The organism is Holophaga foetida DSM 6591 (genome assembly GCF_000242615.2).
Taxonomy (GTDB): domain Bacteria; phylum Acidobacteriota; class Holophagae; order Holophagales; family Holophagaceae; genus Holophaga; species Holophaga foetida.
Map to the genome: position 1 here is coordinate 80,197 of NZ_KI912269.1, position 14,227 is coordinate 94,423.

14 protein-coding genes are annotated in these 14,227 nt (G+C 61.6%); 3 read left to right on the forward strand and 11 right to left on the reverse strand.

Annotated elements, in window-relative coordinates; all coding sequences use genetic code 11:
- Positions 1-76: 76 nt before the first annotated feature.
- From HOLFODRAFT_RS0215820 to HOLFODRAFT_RS0215855, 8 genes are all read right to left on the reverse strand, one after another.
- Positions 77-1,789 carry a cyclic di-GMP-binding domain-containing protein, MshE-related gene (locus tag HOLFODRAFT_RS0215820; RefSeq protein WP_005033824.1) on the reverse strand — a complete coding sequence of 571 codons (1,713 nt, stop codon included), beginning with the start codon at positions 1,787-1,789 and terminating at the stop codon, positions 77-79.
- Positions 1,786-2,979, reverse strand: a complete 1,194-nt coding sequence (gene tyrS / locus HOLFODRAFT_RS0215825; RefSeq protein ID WP_005033826.1) for a tyrosine--tRNA ligase — start codon at positions 2,977-2,979, stop codon at positions 1,786-1,788. The genes HOLFODRAFT_RS0215820 and tyrS overlap by 4 nt, the downstream gene beginning before the upstream one ends.
- A gap of 42 nt (positions 2,980-3,021) precedes the next feature.
- A complete protein-coding gene (locus HOLFODRAFT_RS0215830; RefSeq protein ID WP_005033829.1) occupies positions 3,022-3,528 on the reverse strand; it encodes a hypothetical protein in 507 nt (168 codons plus the stop codon).
- Positions 3,529-3,537: 9 nt separating this feature from the next.
- On the reverse strand, positions 3,538-4,866 hold the full coding sequence (locus tag HOLFODRAFT_RS0215835) for a PhoH family protein (protein ID WP_005033832.1): 1,329 nt from the start codon (positions 4,864-4,866) through the stop codon (positions 3,538-3,540).
- 158 nt (positions 4,867-5,024) lie between these two features.
- Entirely contained in the window at positions 5,025-6,224 is a 1,200-nt protein-coding gene (locus HOLFODRAFT_RS0215840) for an electron transfer flavoprotein subunit alpha (protein WP_005033834.1), read from the reverse strand.
- Positions 6,225-6,240: 16 nt separating this feature from the next.
- A complete protein-coding gene (locus HOLFODRAFT_RS0215845) occupies positions 6,241-7,026 on the reverse strand; it encodes an electron transfer flavoprotein subunit beta/FixA family protein (RefSeq protein WP_005033836.1) in 786 nt (261 codons plus the stop codon).
- Between the two features lie 49 nt (positions 7,027-7,075).
- Positions 7,076-8,206 carry an acyl-CoA dehydrogenase gene (locus HOLFODRAFT_RS0215850; RefSeq protein ID WP_005033837.1) on the reverse strand — a complete coding sequence of 377 codons (1,131 nt, stop codon included), beginning with the start codon at positions 8,204-8,206 and terminating at the stop codon, positions 7,076-7,078.
- Positions 8,207-8,276: 70 nt separating this feature from the next.
- Positions 8,277-9,857 carry an acyl CoA:acetate/3-ketoacid CoA transferase gene (locus tag HOLFODRAFT_RS0215855; protein WP_005033838.1) on the reverse strand — a complete coding sequence of 527 codons (1,581 nt, stop codon included), beginning with the start codon at positions 9,855-9,857 and terminating at the stop codon, positions 8,277-8,279.
- A gap of 403 nt (positions 9,858-10,260) precedes the next feature.
- Here HOLFODRAFT_RS0215855 and tsaD point away from each other — a divergent pair, with 403 nt between their 5' ends.
- Both tsaD and gatC read left to right on the forward strand, forming a co-directional pair.
- The gene (gene tsaD / locus HOLFODRAFT_RS21805; RefSeq protein WP_005033841.1) at positions 10,261-11,277 is read left to right on the forward strand and encodes a tRNA (adenosine(37)-N6)-threonylcarbamoyltransferase complex transferase subunit TsaD; all 1,017 of its coding nucleotides are present in this window, start codon (positions 10,261-10,263) and stop codon (positions 11,275-11,277) included.
- A 10-nt stretch (positions 11,278-11,287) separates the two neighbouring features.
- On the forward strand, positions 11,288-11,572 hold the full coding sequence (gene gatC / locus HOLFODRAFT_RS0215865; protein ID WP_005033842.1) for an Asp-tRNA(Asn)/Glu-tRNA(Gln) amidotransferase subunit GatC: 285 nt from the start codon (positions 11,288-11,290) through the stop codon (positions 11,570-11,572).
- Here the strand turns inward: gatC and HOLFODRAFT_RS0215870 are convergent.
- The 3 genes from HOLFODRAFT_RS0215870 to HOLFODRAFT_RS24130 all read right to left on the reverse strand — a co-directional run bounded on the left by HOLFODRAFT_RS0215870 (position 11,567) and on the right by HOLFODRAFT_RS24130 (position 13,625).
- A complete protein-coding gene (locus tag HOLFODRAFT_RS0215870) occupies positions 11,567-12,013 on the reverse strand; it encodes a hypothetical protein (RefSeq protein WP_005033844.1) in 447 nt (148 codons plus the stop codon). The two genes, gatC and HOLFODRAFT_RS0215870, sit on opposite strands and share 6 nt — an antisense overlap.
- 55 nt (positions 12,014-12,068) lie before the next feature.
- Positions 12,069-12,740 (reverse strand): cytidylate kinase-like family protein, encoded by a 672-nt coding sequence (locus HOLFODRAFT_RS0215875; protein ID WP_005033847.1) that lies wholly within the window; start codon positions 12,738-12,740, stop codon positions 12,069-12,071.
- Positions 12,741-12,790: 50 nt separating this feature from the next.
- Positions 12,791-13,625 (reverse strand): IS5 family transposase gene (locus tag HOLFODRAFT_RS24130; protein ID WP_148300513.1). Its coding sequence is split into 2 segments (ribosomal slippage): positions 12,791-13,222 and positions 13,224-13,625, totalling 834 coding nucleotides; the frame shifts between segments, so codons are not numbered across the junction.
- 357 nt (positions 13,626-13,982) lie between these two features.
- On the opposite strand from HOLFODRAFT_RS24130, the gene HOLFODRAFT_RS24655 reads away from it, so the two are divergent.
- Positions 13,983-14,174 (forward strand): hypothetical protein, encoded by a 192-nt coding sequence (locus tag HOLFODRAFT_RS24655; protein WP_005033853.1) that lies wholly within the window; start codon positions 13,983-13,985, stop codon positions 14,172-14,174.
- Positions 14,175-14,227: the final 53 nt, after the last annotated feature.

Consider the following 14,227-nt stretch of genomic DNA (forward strand, 5'->3'; position numbering starts at 1 on the left):
CTCTTACAAGTAGCCACGAAAAAGCCCCCGGAAAAGACAAACTGTCTCGACCGGGGGCTTGCAAAAGGTGGCTGAGTTACTGCTTGGAAGGAATAGCATCCATCCTGTAAGGCCTTGGACGGTTCCCGTCGTTTCTGAAAGCAGCAGGGAGCCTGGGTGCCTGCTTTTCGGCGGCAGCTGCACTCGGAAACTCACCGTAGAAGATCTGATAGCAGTCCCGACCGTCCCGAAGCAGCATGGGACGAATGAAGAGATCAGCCTGCTCACCCTTGAACAACTCCACAGCCCGCTTCACGGTCTCGGGCTGACAGGCAAGTTCCAGGCGCAGAGCCCAGGACGTCTTGGGACGCTCTTCCAGGAGCTTCGCCCCCTGAGCCAGAGCCAGGACCATATCCCCCCGCTGGAGGGCCGCCAGACGACCGGCGGGGGAGGCATCCAGAGGCTGAGGCTCTGGAGCCGTCGGGGGAGGAGGAACAGCCATCTGGGGAGGAACCTCCACGGGCTTCGCTTCCGGCTTGGTCACCAGAGGGGTGGGTTTACTGGATTGGAGATCCGAGGAGGGGCGTCGGGTGCGTCGCAGGGCCCAGGTCCCACCTCCTGCCAGCAGGAGGATGGCAGCGGCCAGCAGAAGCCACTTCAGGACGCCGCCACGAACCTTGACCTCGGACGTCTCCATGTCCTCGGGCTCCTCCAGCTCCCCCCGCACGGCTTCCGGCAGCTCCACGGGGGGCACCGTCTCAGGGCCGAGGGTTATCCGGGGCTCTTCTTCTTCGGGAATGACCGGAAGCTCGAACTGAGGGGTGGGCAGAATGGCCTGACCACTTTCCGCCGTGAATCCGGTTTGAGGATCGACATCCAGCTCATCCCCTGAGGCATCGTCGACCTCCTCCAAGGGGGAATCGGAAGGCGAAGGCAGCGCCTCACGTTCATCAAGGGAATCAAAAGCCCGGGAGAGATGCTCCAGATTGGTGGTGGGACGAGCCGCATCCTCAATGGTGGAGAAGAGGGAAGGAACGGTATCGATGGGCGGCTCCGAGGGAGCAGCGGGAGGCAAGGCGGCAGACAGGGGCTCGGGCTCTCCAGAGAGGACCTCGGCCAGGGCCAGCTTATCCATGGGTGGCATCTCATGGAGCTTGGCAAAGCCCATCTCCCGCAGGAAAAGAGCGAAGGCCCCCAGGCGCATGGGCTCGGTCAGGCTCTCCCGACTAAGCTCCAAGAGGGTGTGGGTGCCATCCAGAAAGGGGGTGAGCTTGGCCAGATCAGCGGGAAGGGTCACTTGACCCAGCTGGCGTCCATGAAGGACAACCACTTGGTTGAGGGGCCCTAGGGTCTCGAGGATCGATTCCCGGTCCTTGAGGTTGAGCAGGCCGTTGAGGAGCAGCAGAGAAGTGTCCATGGGGAGACGCACCACCGAACTCTCCAGTTCCCGCTCCCTGAACTCAGGCTTCTCATCCGGAGTCTCCATGGCCCCGTACACCACGCGCTCCACCTGAAGCCTGGCCATATCCAGCAGATCCCGCTGGGTGATGAAGCCCATTTCGATCAGGTTCTTGCCGATGCTCATGCCCTGCTTGAGATTGGCAAGCGCGTAATCAAGCTGAGCCTGGGTGAGCTTGCCCTTCTCCACCAGGAGACTGGTTAGGCGATCCGCCGGAAAGGTGCTCTGGGCGAAGACGATATCTCCGGCATCAAAAAAGACGGTCCGGTACGGCTCCTGCCCCAGCCTCCACACACCCGTCGCCCCCTCGCGCCGATGCCTGAAAAGATCCAGCAGGGCCGTCAATGTCATCGCACCACCCACCGTTCGAGTTTGAGCTTGCCTGCCTTGATGAGCCGGGAATCCCCGGACTTGAGCACCAGACGCAACTGGGGATCCGAGACCTTCTCTCCGTCAAGGCTCACGGCCCCCTGCGTGATCAACCGCTCGGCCTCCTTGCGGCTGGCCACCAATCCCCGATCCACCAGGAGACGAGTGAGGGCCATCTCGCCCTCCGTGGGCTCCAAGGTCACCTCAGGGGCATCGTCAGTCTTGCGCTCAGAGAAGCGGCGAATCCACTGCTCCTCGGCCTTCTGGGCCGCTTCGTGCCCATGGAACTGGCCCACGATCTCCCGGGCCAGCGCCTTCTTGGCATCCATGGGATGCCCCAGCTTCATGGCCTCGATCTCAGTCGGCAGTTTGTCCGTCAGCAGCAGGTACCAGTCCCACATCAGGGTGTCAGAGATGCTCATGGCCTTGCCGAACTGGGTGTCAGCATCCTCGAAGAAGCCGATGTAGTTCCCCAGGGACTTGGACATCTTCTCCACACCGTCCAGGCCAAGGAGGAGGGGCACCGTCAGCACGATCTGGGCTGGCTGACCCAAGGACTCCTGGAGATCCCTGCCCCGCATGAGATTGAACAGCTGGTCATTGCCGCCCAGCTCAACGTCGGACTGAAGGGCGACGGAGTCATAGGCCTGCATCAGGGGATAGAGCAGTTCATGAAAGCTGATGGGCTGGTTCTCGGCCAAACGCTTCTGGAAATCATTGCGCTCCAGCATCTGGGCCACGGTGAACTTGGAAGCCAGACGGATCCAGTCGGGGCCGTGAAGGGGGTCGGACCACTCGCTATTGAAGCGGACCTCGGTCTTTTCGGGGTCGAGAATCTTGAAGACCTGGGCCTTGTAAGTCTCGGCGTTGACAAGGATCTCCTCCCGGGAAAGGGGAGGCCGGGTGGCCTTCTTGCCCGTGGGATCGCCGATCATGGCCGTGAAGTCGCCGATGAGGAAGATGACGGTATGCCCGAGCTTCTGGAACTGGGCCATCTTGCGAAGCAGAACGCCATGGCCGAGGTGAAGGTCAGGAGCCGTTGGGTCGAAGCCAGCTTTCACCCGGAGGGGACGTCCCTGGGAGAGCCGGGCCTGGAGCGCCTCCCGGGTATGGCAGGTGACGGTGCCCTTCAGAAGAAGGTCGAGGGAAGCCTGAATCGAAACGGTACTCATGAAAGCATATTGGCTTAAATGAGGGCGTTCATCCAGCCTTGGTTACTCCACCCGGATGTCTGTCAGGCTTTTGTCCTCCATCTCGAGCACGAGGCTGCCCCCGGAGGAGAAGCGGTAGGCGATGCGCACGCGCTTCCCGCTGTGGGCTTCCGACTGGCTCTCGATCTTCAGCCCTCCGCCTTTCTTGGGATCCATGAGCGTTTTCAGATCAGGCCGCTCCACTGGGATCTCGCCCAGGCGAGGCCGCCAGGCCTCGGAAGCCTTCAGGAAATCCTCCACCGTGGGATAGCGCTGCGATAGCCCGGGGTTGGCCTCATAGAGGGCCCTGGCCCCTTCCTTGGTGCGGGCCATCTCCGCGCTCTTGCGCATCTGGACCCAGGCCTTGTCCATGGCCCGTCCACCGGCCTTGAACATCAGGAAACCGCCCCCAACACAGGTGGCGAAGAAGAGCAGGACCACAATCCCGCAGCCCAGCCCCACCTTGGTCCAGGTGGACCAGCCCTTGGGTTTGGGGACCACCCCCCCGTTATCCCAACTCGCATCCGCCATGGGGATCTCCTAGAGCAGGTTACTGGCCAGCTCCGCCAGATGGCTGCGCTCCCCCTTGAGCAGGGTCACGTGGCCAGCCACATCCACCTGCTTGAAGTGCTCTGCCAGGAAGCTGAGGCCATTGGTGTTGGAATCCACATAGGGGTTGTCGATCTGGTAGGGATCCCCCGTGAGAACAATCTTGGTGCCCACCCCGGCCCGGGTCAGGATGGTCTTGACCTCGTGGGGCGTGAGGTTCTGGGCCTCGTCCACGATGATGTACTGATTGGGGATACTGCGCCCGCGGATATAGGTCAGGGGTTCGACGGCCAAATAGCCCCCCTCCTCCAGCTGGGCTACGGTCATGCTGGTGCGGCGGCGCATCTCGGTATTGGCGCTCACGATGTAGTCGAGGTTGTCATAGATGGGCTGCATGTAGGGCCGCAGCTTCTCCTCCACATCGCCGGGAAGGAAGCCCAGGTCCCGCCCCATGGGCATGACGGGACGGCTCACCAGCAGCTTGTTGTAGCGCTCGTCGTCCACCACCTGCTGAAGCCCTGCGGCGATGGCCAGGAGGGTCTTGCCGGTGCCCGCCTTCCCCAGGAGGGTCACCACCTGGATGGAGTCGTCGAGGAGGAGGTCCAGGGCGAACTGCTGTTCCCGGTTGCGGGGCTTCACCCCCCAGGGCACCGCATCCAGGCGACGCAGGGGGTGGATGCGGCCATCGCTGGCCATGAAACGCCCAGGCGCAGTGTGATTCTCGTCGGCCTGGTCCACCAGGGTCACGAACTGGTTGGCCAGGAAGCGATCCCCTTCCTCCGGCAGCAGCCCGCCATCGTAGAGCATCTCGATGAGGGAGGCATCCACACTCCAGGAGGCCGTACCGGGGTAGAGCTCATCCACCTCCACCCGATCCGTGAAGTAGTCCTCCGCCAGGATCCCGGCCGCATCCGCCTTGATGCGGAGGTTGGTGTCCTTGGTGACCAGAACCACCTTCTCCTTCCGGAACTTGTAGAGCTCCAGGGCGCATCCGAGGATCTGATTGTCGGCTTTGTGCTTGTCCAGGACGAAGAGCGAGTTGTCCTGGGCGTGGTTGGTCACGTCCACCTTGAGAGAGCCACCGCCCTCCAGGGTGACCCCCTTGCTCAGGGTGCCCAGGGCCCGCAGCTTGTCAATCTGTCGCGAGACGGAGCGGGCATTGCGACCGATCTCAGACTGATCCTTCTTGAAGTTGTCGATCTCCTCAATCACGACGATCGGGATCACGATGTCATGCTCCTGGAAGTGGAAGATGGCCATCGGATCATGGAGCAGGACATTCGTGTCCAGAACGAACACCTTCTTGCTGGATGCCACCATGCTTTTTCTCCCTTGAGAGCGGCGCTGCCTTGGCTGGAAGCCTACCAGCCCGGCCATCGGCGTGAAACCTTCTAATGCAATGAGATGCCGCGGGGCGGGTTTGTTGACAAAAAGAACGGGGTCCGAAGACCCCGTCAGTTCCCGCAGCTCAGTCCAGATCAGGCCTGGGCCTTGACCTTCCTGAACTCCTCGATCATCACAGGCACGACTTCCAGGGCATCACCCACGACACCGTAGGTGGCGATATCGAAGATCGGCGCATGGGCATCCTTGTTGACGGCGATGATGATGTCCGAGGAGGACATGCCCGCCACGTGCTGGATGGCACCGGAGATGCCCACGGCGAAGTAGATCTTGGGGCCGACGGTCTTGCCGGTCTGGCCCACCTGGTGCATGGAGGGCAGCCAACCGGCGTCCACGGCGGCGCGGGAGGCGCCCACGGCACCGCCCAGGACCTCGGCAAGCTCCTCCAGCAGGGCGAAGTTCTCGGCCTTCTTCATGCCGCGACCGCCGGAGACGATGATCTCTGCCTCCTCAAGGTTGCAGGCGGCCCCGGCCAGCTTGATGACTTCCACCAGCCGAGTGCGGATGTCGGCAGCCTTGGCCTTGCTGGCCACCCGGATCACTTCGCCGGCACGACTGTAGTCCGCAACGGGCTTCTTGAACACGGAGGGGCGGACGGTGCCCATCTGGGGACGGTGCTCGGGGCAGAGGATCGTCGCCATGATGTTGCCGCCGAAGGCGGGACGGGTCCAGGCCACGAGGCCGGTGGCCTCGTCGATGCCAAGGTCCGTGCAATCGGCCGTAAGGCCGGTGTGGACGCGGCAGGCCACCCGTGCACCGAAGTCCCGACCATCGTTGGTGGCACCCATCAGGACCACCGAAGGACGGTAAGTATTGATGAGATCCGTCATGGTGATGGTGTAGCCATCGGTGTTGTAGTGCTTCAGTTCGGGGGCCTCCACCAGGTAGACCTGATCAACGCCGTAGGCGAAGGCCTCCTTCGCCAGATCCGCCACACCGTCGCCGATAATGACGGCGGCCAGCTTCTGCTTCATGGCATCCGCCAGCTTGCGGCCTTCCCCGATGAGCTCCAAGCCGACATTACGGGGCTGCCCCTCGGCGATCTCCAGGTAGACCCAGACATCCTTGTAGGCATCCTTGTCGATGGCGACGGTCTTCTCTTCGGCCTCACGGACGATGGCCTGCACGGGGCAGGTGTCCACGCAGGCGCCGCACTGGGTGCAAGCGTCGCCGATCACAGCCTTGTCCATGTTCATGGAGATGGCATCAAAAGGGCATGCGCTCACACAGGCGGAGCAGCCCACACACTGATCTTCAATTACCTTCACAGCCATAATCTGGATCCCTTTTCTACACGATTTTCGCGTCGGCGAGTTTCTGCATCAGCTCGGAAACGGATTCCCGGGCCGTAGCCTTCTGGATCTTCACGCCATCGGTGCGCTTGGAGGGGGAGAAGATCTTCCGAACCTGGGTGGGGGAACCCTTGAGCCCCAGCTTGGTCTCGTCCACGGCCAGGTCCTGGGCCGTCAAGGTCTGGATATTGGACCGCAGGGCCCGGAGCACCCCCTTGCAGGAGCTGTAGCGGGGTTCGTTAATGGTCTTCACAACCGTGACCACCATCGGGAACTGACCCTCGACGACCTCGTGGCACTCCTCATGCTCACGTTGGGCGCGGACGGTGCTGCCGTTCACCTCCAGCTTGCACACATAGGTGAGCTGGGCGATGCCAAGGTGCTCGGCCATCTCGGGGCCCACCTGGGCAGTGTCGCCGTCGATGGCCTGCTTGCCGCAGATGATGAGATCGAAATGCCCGAGCTTGCGGACGGCGGCGGCCAGGGTGTAGCTGGTGGCCAGGGTATCCGCGCCACCGAAGGCACGGTCACTGACCAGGACAGCCTCATCGGCGCCCATGGACAGGCACTCCTTGAGGGCTTCCTTGGCCTGGGCGGGCCCCATGGAAAGCACCGTCACCTTGCCACCATGCTGCTCCTTTAGCTGAAGGGCCGTCTCCAGGGCGTTCTTGTCGAAAGGGTTCACGATGCTCGGCACGCCCTGGCGGATCAGGGTGTTGGTCACGGGGTCGATCTTGACCTCGGTGGTGTCGGGCACCTGTTTGATGCACACAATGATATTCATTTGATCCAATGCCTCCCAGATTGCATGTCTTGGCTTGTATTTAAACGAACTACTTTAACAGATTACCGGCAATCACGATCCGCTGGATCTGGTTGGTGCCTTCGAAGATCTGGTGGACCTTGGCGTCCCGCATGAGCTTCTCCACAGGGTACTCGCGACTGTAGCCGTACCCGCCGAAGATCTGCACGGCGTCGGTGGTGACCTCCATGGCGATGTCGGTGGTGAATTTCTTGGCCATGGCAGCCTGCTTGCCGTAGGGCCTGCCGTTCTGCTTGAGCCAGGCGGCCTGGTAGGTCAGGAGACGGGCGGCCTCCACCTTGGTGGCCATGTCAGCCAGCATAAAAGAGACGCCCTGGTTGGCCGCGATGGGCTTGCCGAACTGGCAGCGCTCCTTGGCGTACTTGATGGAGTGCTCCAGGGCGGCCTGGGCGATGCCCAGGGCCTGGGCAGCGCACCCAATGCGGCCCACATCCAGAGTCTGCATGCAGTATTTGAAGGCCTCTCCCTCCTTGCCCAGAAGGTTGGCCTTGGGCACCCGCACATCCTGGAGGATGATCTCGGTGGTGACGGCGGAACGAAGGCCCATCTTGTGCTCCTTCTTGCCCATGGTGAAGCCGGGGGTGTCTTTCTCCACGATGAAGCAGCTGAGGCCCTTGAGCCCCTTGCTGCGATCCGTCACCGCGATCACCAGGTAGATGTCGGCATAGTTGCTGATGAAGCACTTGCTGCCATTGATCACCCACTGGTCCCCTTCGAGCACCGCAGTGGTCTGCTGGGCGGAGGCATCGCTGCCGGCGCCGGGCTCGGTGAGGGCGAAACCGCCGAGGGCCGTGCCCTCCACCAAGGGGCGCAGGTATTTCTGCTTCTGCTCCTCAGTGCCATAGGAGTGGATGGGGAAGCCTCCCAGCCCGCCACCGCCGATGGCGATGCAGAGGGACACATCCACCCGGGCGATCTCCTCCGTGGCGATGATGTAGCTCAGGTAGTCGCCCCCGGATCCGCCGTACTGGTCCTGGTAGTGGATGCCCTGAAAGCCGTAGCTGGCGACTTTGTCGAAGAGGGCGCGATCGAAGCGTTCCTCCTCGTCCCGCTCCTGGACGCTGGGTGCGATGTAGGTCTCGGCGACCTGCCTCGCGAGCTTCTGGATCATCTTGTTTTCTTCGGACAATTCGAATTGCATCAGCAAATTCTCCTAGCAGATACCAGCATGTCCACTCGACATGCCTTCAGGGTTTACCTTTGGGAATGGGTCAGGCGATCATCTCGACGCCGTTCTTGATGAGGCGCTCCAGCTCACCCCACTTGGGCTGAAAGATCTCACTGGGCATGAGCTTGAGGTCGGGTGCGATACGGGGCTTGAAGGCCATCAGCCGCAGAATGTCCCTTTCGATATCCACACCCGGGGCGATCTCGATGAGGACCAGTTCGCCCTTCTCGAGCCTGAACACAGCCCGTTCTGTCACGTAGAGCACGGGCTGGCCGATCCGGGAGGCGTATCTTCCGCTGAAGGTGATCTGCTCCACCTCCTTGAAGAACTTGGTGTTCTTCCCTTCCTGGAGGATGGAGAGTCTGCCGTTCTTGGCCTCGATCTCGAGCCCACCAGCCGTGAAGGAACCGCAGTAGACGATCTTCTTGGAATTCTGAGTGATGTTGATGAAGCCGCCACACCCGTTGGGACGCCCCTTGAACTTGCTGACGTTCACATTGCCGACCTGATCTGCCTGGGCAAAGCCCAGGAATGCCACATCCAGGCCACCGCCATCGTAGAAGTCGAACTGGGCGTGGTGCTCAACGATGGCCTCGGCGTTGTAGGCATGGCCGAAGTTGGGTTGGCTTGCGGGCACTCCGCCGATGCCCCCCCCTTCCGTGGTGAGGGTCATCAGGTCGCTGACGCCCTCCTCGGCAGCGACCGAAGCAATATCCGTGGGCATGCCGATCCCGAGGTTGACCACATCCCCCTCGGAGAGTTCCATGGCGGCGCGGCGCGAAATGATCTTGCGCTCGTCCAGGGGAAGTTCCGGCAGGGTCCCCAAGGGGACCTTGATGTCTCCCGCAAAGGCCGGGTTGTAGTACAGCCCCTCGGTCTGCCAGCAGTTGTCCTGGGAATCGGCCACGACAATGTGGTCCACAAGGATGCCGGGAACCCGGACATCCTTGGGGTTGAGGGTCCCGTTCTTGACCAGGTGCTCGACCTGGGCGATGACAATACCCCCGGAGTTCTTGGCCGCCTGGGCCAGAGGCAGGGCCTCCAGCAGCATCCCCTCCTTGTCCATGGTGATGTTGCCGTTCTCGTCAGCACAGGTGCCCCGGATCAGGGCCACGTTCACCGGAGAGGACTTGTAGAAGAGGTATTCCTCGCCCTCAAACTGGACCACCTTGACCAGATCCTCGACAGCGGCGGCGTTCATCTTGCCGCCCTCCACCCTGGGGTCCACAAAGGTTCCGAGCCCCACCTTGGTGATGAGGCCGGGGCGCTTGGCGGCAATCTCGCGCCAAAGCTGGATGATCACTCCCTGGGGCAGACAGTAGCTCTCCAGCTTGTTCTCCATCAGCAGGCGGGAGAGCCCGGCCGCGGACCCGAGAAAGCCCCCTATCCATCGCTTGACCAGGCCTTCTCTCCCGAAGCGGGTGATGCCCCGCGCCTTCCAGTCGCCCACCCCGGACCCATGGATCAACGTGATCCCCCTGGGATGGGATTCACCCAGGTAGCGCTGTTCGATGGCCTGGGCGACCTCCTCAGCCCAGCCAGCCAGCCCCATGGCGCTCACACCGACGGTAGCCCCGTCGGGGATGAGCCTTGCAGCCTGTTTAGCAGTCATCACTTTTTTCATACAAACCCCTTTGCATGTCCAAGCCAAGCGATCGCCAGAACAATTGGTTGATATCTATTTATTTAATAACAAAGGCGACACACGGTCATCCTTGCCTATAGCGAAGTGGACAAACGGCTTAGCCCCAACAACCCAAAAGAGGACTAAATCTCCATAGATCGCCCACAAGATGCCCAAACCATGCAAAAGCGGCTAACAAAAACCACTTGTAAACGTGATAAAAATCACGATACTAAGGTTATCACATCCGGTCATCAAAAAAAGACATTGGCATTATCATATGTTCTCATTGCCGCCATCGATGGAATCGATGGCCTTGGCGACACCTTTGCGAATGAGGCCAATGCCGCTCCGGGAGGCTAGACTGGAAGGCCCGCCCGGGCGGAATGCAATAGGTGCCTGAATGCTCCTTCTTGGTCTTGAATCATCCTGTGACGACTGCTCCGCCGCAGTCGTCGAGGAGACCCCTGCGGGCCCCCTCCTCCGTTCCATGATCCGCAGGAGCCAGGATGAACTTCATGGCCCTTACGGCGGGGTCGTACCGGAACTCGCCGCCCGGGACCACCTCCTGAACCTGGGGGGCGTAACCGCCGAGGCCCTGGCCCAGGCCGGGGTCCAACTCAAGGACCTGGACCGCGTGGCGGTCACCCAGGGCCCGGGACTTGTGGGCTCCCTGCTGACCACCTTCAGTGCCTCCAAGGCCCTGGCCTGGCGAGCGGGCCTTCCATGGGTGGGAGTCCACCACCTCCTGGGACACCTCAACGCCGCCCGCTTCGGCGCACCAGATCTGGAATTCCCGGCCCTGGTGATCCTGGTTTCTGGAGGACACACCCACCTCTACCGGGCCGAGAGCTGGACCCACCTCGAGCTCCTCCAGAAGACCCGGGACGATGCAGCCGGGGAGGCCTTCGACAAGACCGCCCGCATGCTGAACCTGGGATATCCCGGCGGCCCCATCGTGGACCGCTGCGCCCAGCGGGCCGAGACGGCGGCCAAGCTCTTCACCCCCCCCAAGTTCCGGGACGGGAAGCCCTCCTGGAGCTTTTCCGGGCTGAAGACAGCCATGAAACTCCGCATCGCCAGCGATCCCGGGTTGGATGTGGCAGGGCCGGAGGATCCGCGGGTCCAGAGCCTCTGCCGCAGCCTCAACGAAACCGTGGCATCCTGGCTCCTGAAACCCTTGCCGGACTATGCCCAGGCCCACCGGGCCAGAAGCTTGGTCATTTCGGGTGGCGTCGCCTGCAACTCGGAATTGCGGAGCCAGGCCGCGAAAGTGGCCAAGCGTCTGGGCCTGCGCCTGGCCATCCCCGAACCGCGGCTCTGCACGGACAATGGTGCCATGATCGCCTCCGCTGGTGCCCTTCTCCCGCTGCCCGAATCCCCCTGGTCCACGAACGCGGATTCGGACCTGAAGCTCTAGGAGTTTGACCATGGAAGTCACCCGCGAGGATGTACAGCGCTGCGCCCTTCTTACCCACCTCAGCCTGGGAGAGGAAGAGATCGAGCCCATGCGCCGTGCGATGACCCAGCTTCTCAGCCACGCCAAGAGCCTCGACGCTCTCGACCTGGAAGGGATTGAGGCCACCACCCATGGTCAGGACCTGCCCCTACCCCGCCGGGGGGATGAACCCAGAGAGGGGCTCAGTCAGACCGAGGCCCTCGAAAATGCCCCTGCCCAGGAGCACGGCCATTTCCAGGTGCCCAAGGTGCTATAGCGTCCGTATCCGCTGAGCGGCGGTCCGCAATGCATCCACGGATTTCGGATTCCAGCACCGCTGAGCCTCGTTTTCCAGTTCCTGAGCCAGGAGGGACCCGAAGCCTCCCTCGCCCCGCTGAGCCTTCAGGGCCAGTTCCGGCAGCCAAGTCGTATTGATCTGGTGGTAGTAGCGCTTGCGTCGGGGAAAATCCTCCAGGATGTCCTCGGCACCCTGATGGGAAAAGGCGAAGGCCCGGTAGCAGGCCTCCACCGCCAACCCCCGCTGCTTGCGGCGAACCGTATCCTGACCGATCCAGCGATGGGCCTGGGCCAAGCCCGGCAATCCGCCCTGTTCATTCCGCCACTCGTTCGATGAGAACCCCTCCGGGGCACTGTTTCCCCCGCAACCAGTCAGGACAGCCACGAGAAGGAGAGCGGGAATACGGCAAGAATAAAACATGAGACAGATCCACCAGCGAGCATCGCCATGAATCCATCTTAGGGATTCTGCACCCTCATTTGAAATAGGATTTATCAGCCCAGGCTTGCTTCACATAAGCCAGGATGGCTTCCGCAATGGCCTCCACAGTGTGGCGTTCGTTATTGAATACCCCATCGTAGTACGTGAGGTCCGCCACATTAGCGCCCAGGGACTCGCTGATGAATTTCTCCCTGTTACGGGAGTTGGTTCGCACCAGTTCACAGGCTTCCTCCTCAGGAAGACACAGCCTGGCCGCGATGGAATGGATCCGCCACTGCAGGCTGGCTTCCAGGCGGAAGTGGTAGCAGTTCTTCAGTGAGTGGCAGAGGATCGATCCGCCGCGCCCCACGATGACGGCGTTCCCCACGGCCGCTATCTCCACGAGATGCTTGGCGACCTTTTCGAAGGCCTTGTCATGAGTGACGTGATCCGCAGCGTTCAGCCCCAGGGATTCCAGGAGCCGGGTTGTGTCACCGAGATTCCGGAGAAGCCGCAGAGAAATCCCTTCATCCTGGGCCACCCTTTCCAGCAGAGCCTTGTCCAGGATGTTCCAGGGCTCCCCGGACGCATTTTCGAGCAGATCCTTGAGGCGCTCGGCCAGAGGAAAGCCCTCGCACCCGAATTCCCGGGAGAGAGTAATGGTGGGGCGGAACCTCTTCTCGTGCAGATGCCGAGCGCCCTCTTGGATCCTGGCCCATCCGGCCAACCGGATCTCGACGCTCGGGGGAAGGGATGAGAGGGGCTTAGAACTTATCCTTAAATTACTCCAGCCTTTCTCCAGCAGATTACGGCTGCCGCCAAGTGCAGGAGGGCGACAAAGCTGGCAACGGTCTTCTCAAACCTGACCAACAGCTTTCGGAACCGCTTGAACCAGGAGTGGGCGACTTCAACCACCCAGCGCCGGGGGCGGTGGTCAGGATCGTTCAGGATGATCGTCCGCTCTTCCTCGGCCACCGGCACGTGCGGCGCATAGTTCCGATCCCACATGGCTTCGTTGGCCGGCATGCCGCGATACCCCTTGTCAGCACAGAGGTGAATCACCTGGTCGGGTCGCATTTCCGGCACCACCAGAGCATCCAAAAGGGGCTCAAGCTGGGTCACATCATGCCGGTTGGCGCCGCACACGACGAGAGACAGCGGGGCCCCACGCCCGTCCACCAGCAGGCTGACCTTGCTTCCATTTTTTCCCCCGATCCGTTGGGTTCGGCCCCACGGCTTCCTGGGCGAGCGGAGCCTTTCCTTGGCTCCCATCAATACTCAGCCACTCCCAAGCGATCCCTTCCATCTCGTCATATTCAGCCAGCCCTGCTCGCCAAAGCTCGGTAAAGAAACCAGCCCTGTGCCACTTCTGGAAGTAGGTATGGATGGCGCTTGGGCTTCCATAGATGTCTTTTGGCAAGGCCTTCCACTGGATGCCGGTCCGGAGCACATAGACGATTGCCTCGAAGACCTTGCGGGGGTCCATCGGGGGGCGCCCAGCTCCAGCTTTCCGTTGATAGGTTTTCCCTGGGTCTCTTTGGGGGGATGGAATCAAGGTTGCAGCCTTTTCCCAGAACGCATCGGAGACCTCCCAAGCCTTGATCTTTCCCATGCATCCTCCCTGGGAAATGATCGCATTGGGCGGCCTCGAATGGGAGCGTTATTTACGGATATGCTCTTAGACATGGTGCGCCTCGCTGCCGGAAGAATACGCTGTGAGGTGTGTCCTCACGCGTAATGTAGGTGCATTCCCACCCGGGGCAAGCGCGGGTTCCCACCTAATTCATGAACGGGAAGAACTCGTCCAGAAGGTACAGAGGCCCTGCCACTCCTACCCGAACGCATGCAGACCGGAGAGCTTCCGGCTTCATCAAGGAAAACCATTCCGCGGTGCCTTGCCTGAGTGCTGGAACAGCACCACATTGGGAGGGAAACAGGAACTCCCGAGTCCCCAGAAAGGTCAGACACCATGTGCGAAGCCCGAAGACTCGTCAATCCAACAGCGCCGAACGACCCGTCGATTCCCGCCCAGCTCATGGCCATGTTCAGCCAGGTTGCCCAGGATGCGGGAGGCTACGTTGTACCCCATCCGGAGGAGCACTGCATCAACGTCGTGTTCGGGGCTCACCAGGTGGAAGTCATCATCATCCAACGCCGCTGAAGGGAATCTTTTCCCCTTTGGTCGGCATCTTATTGGCAGGCGGGGTGTGGAGA

What these genes read in the sequence shown, in the direction of transcription:
- tsaD (WP_005033841.1), top strand. Translation starts at nt 10,261, where the DNA reads ATGCTCCTTCTTGGTCTTGAATCATCCTGTGACGACTGCTCCGCCGCA.
- gatC (WP_005033842.1), top strand. Translation starts at nt 11,288, where the DNA reads ATGGAAGTCACCCGCGAGGATGTACAGCGCTGCGCCCTTCTTACCCAC.
- HOLFODRAFT_RS24655 (WP_005033853.1), top strand. Translation starts at nt 13,983, where the DNA reads ATGTGCGAAGCCCGAAGACTCGTCAATCCAACAGCGCCGAACGACCCG.
- HOLFODRAFT_RS0215845 (WP_005033836.1), bottom strand. Translation starts at nt 7,026, where the DNA reads ATGAATATCATTGTGTGCATCAAACAGGTGCCCGACACCACCGAGGTC.
- HOLFODRAFT_RS0215830 (WP_005033829.1), bottom strand. Translation starts at nt 3,528, where the DNA reads ATGGCGGATGCGAGTTGGGATAACGGGGGGGTGGTCCCCAAACCCAAG.
- HOLFODRAFT_RS0215855 (WP_005033838.1), bottom strand. Translation starts at nt 9,857, where the DNA reads ATGAAAAAAGTGATGACTGCTAAACAGGCTGCAAGGCTCATCCCCGAC.
- HOLFODRAFT_RS0215835 (WP_005033832.1), bottom strand. Translation starts at nt 4,866, where the DNA reads ATGGTGGCATCCAGCAAGAAGGTGTTCGTTCTGGACACGAATGTCCTG.
- HOLFODRAFT_RS0215820 (WP_005033824.1), bottom strand. Translation starts at nt 1,789, where the DNA reads ATGACATTGACGGCCCTGCTGGATCTTTTCAGGCATCGGCGCGAGGGG.
- HOLFODRAFT_RS0215840 (WP_005033834.1), bottom strand. Translation starts at nt 6,224, where the DNA reads ATGGCTGTGAAGGTAATTGAAGATCAGTGTGTGGGCTGCTCCGCCTGT.
- HOLFODRAFT_RS0215870 (WP_005033844.1), bottom strand. Translation starts at nt 12,013, where the DNA reads ATGTTTTATTCTTGCCGTATTCCCGCTCTCCTTCTCGTGGCTGTCCTG.
- tyrS (WP_005033826.1), bottom strand. Translation starts at nt 2,979, where the DNA reads ATGAGTACCGTTTCGATTCAGGCTTCCCTCGACCTTCTTCTGAAGGGC.
- HOLFODRAFT_RS0215850 (WP_005033837.1), bottom strand. Translation starts at nt 8,206, where the DNA reads ATGCAATTCGAATTGTCCGAAGAAAACAAGATGATCCAGAAGCTCGCG.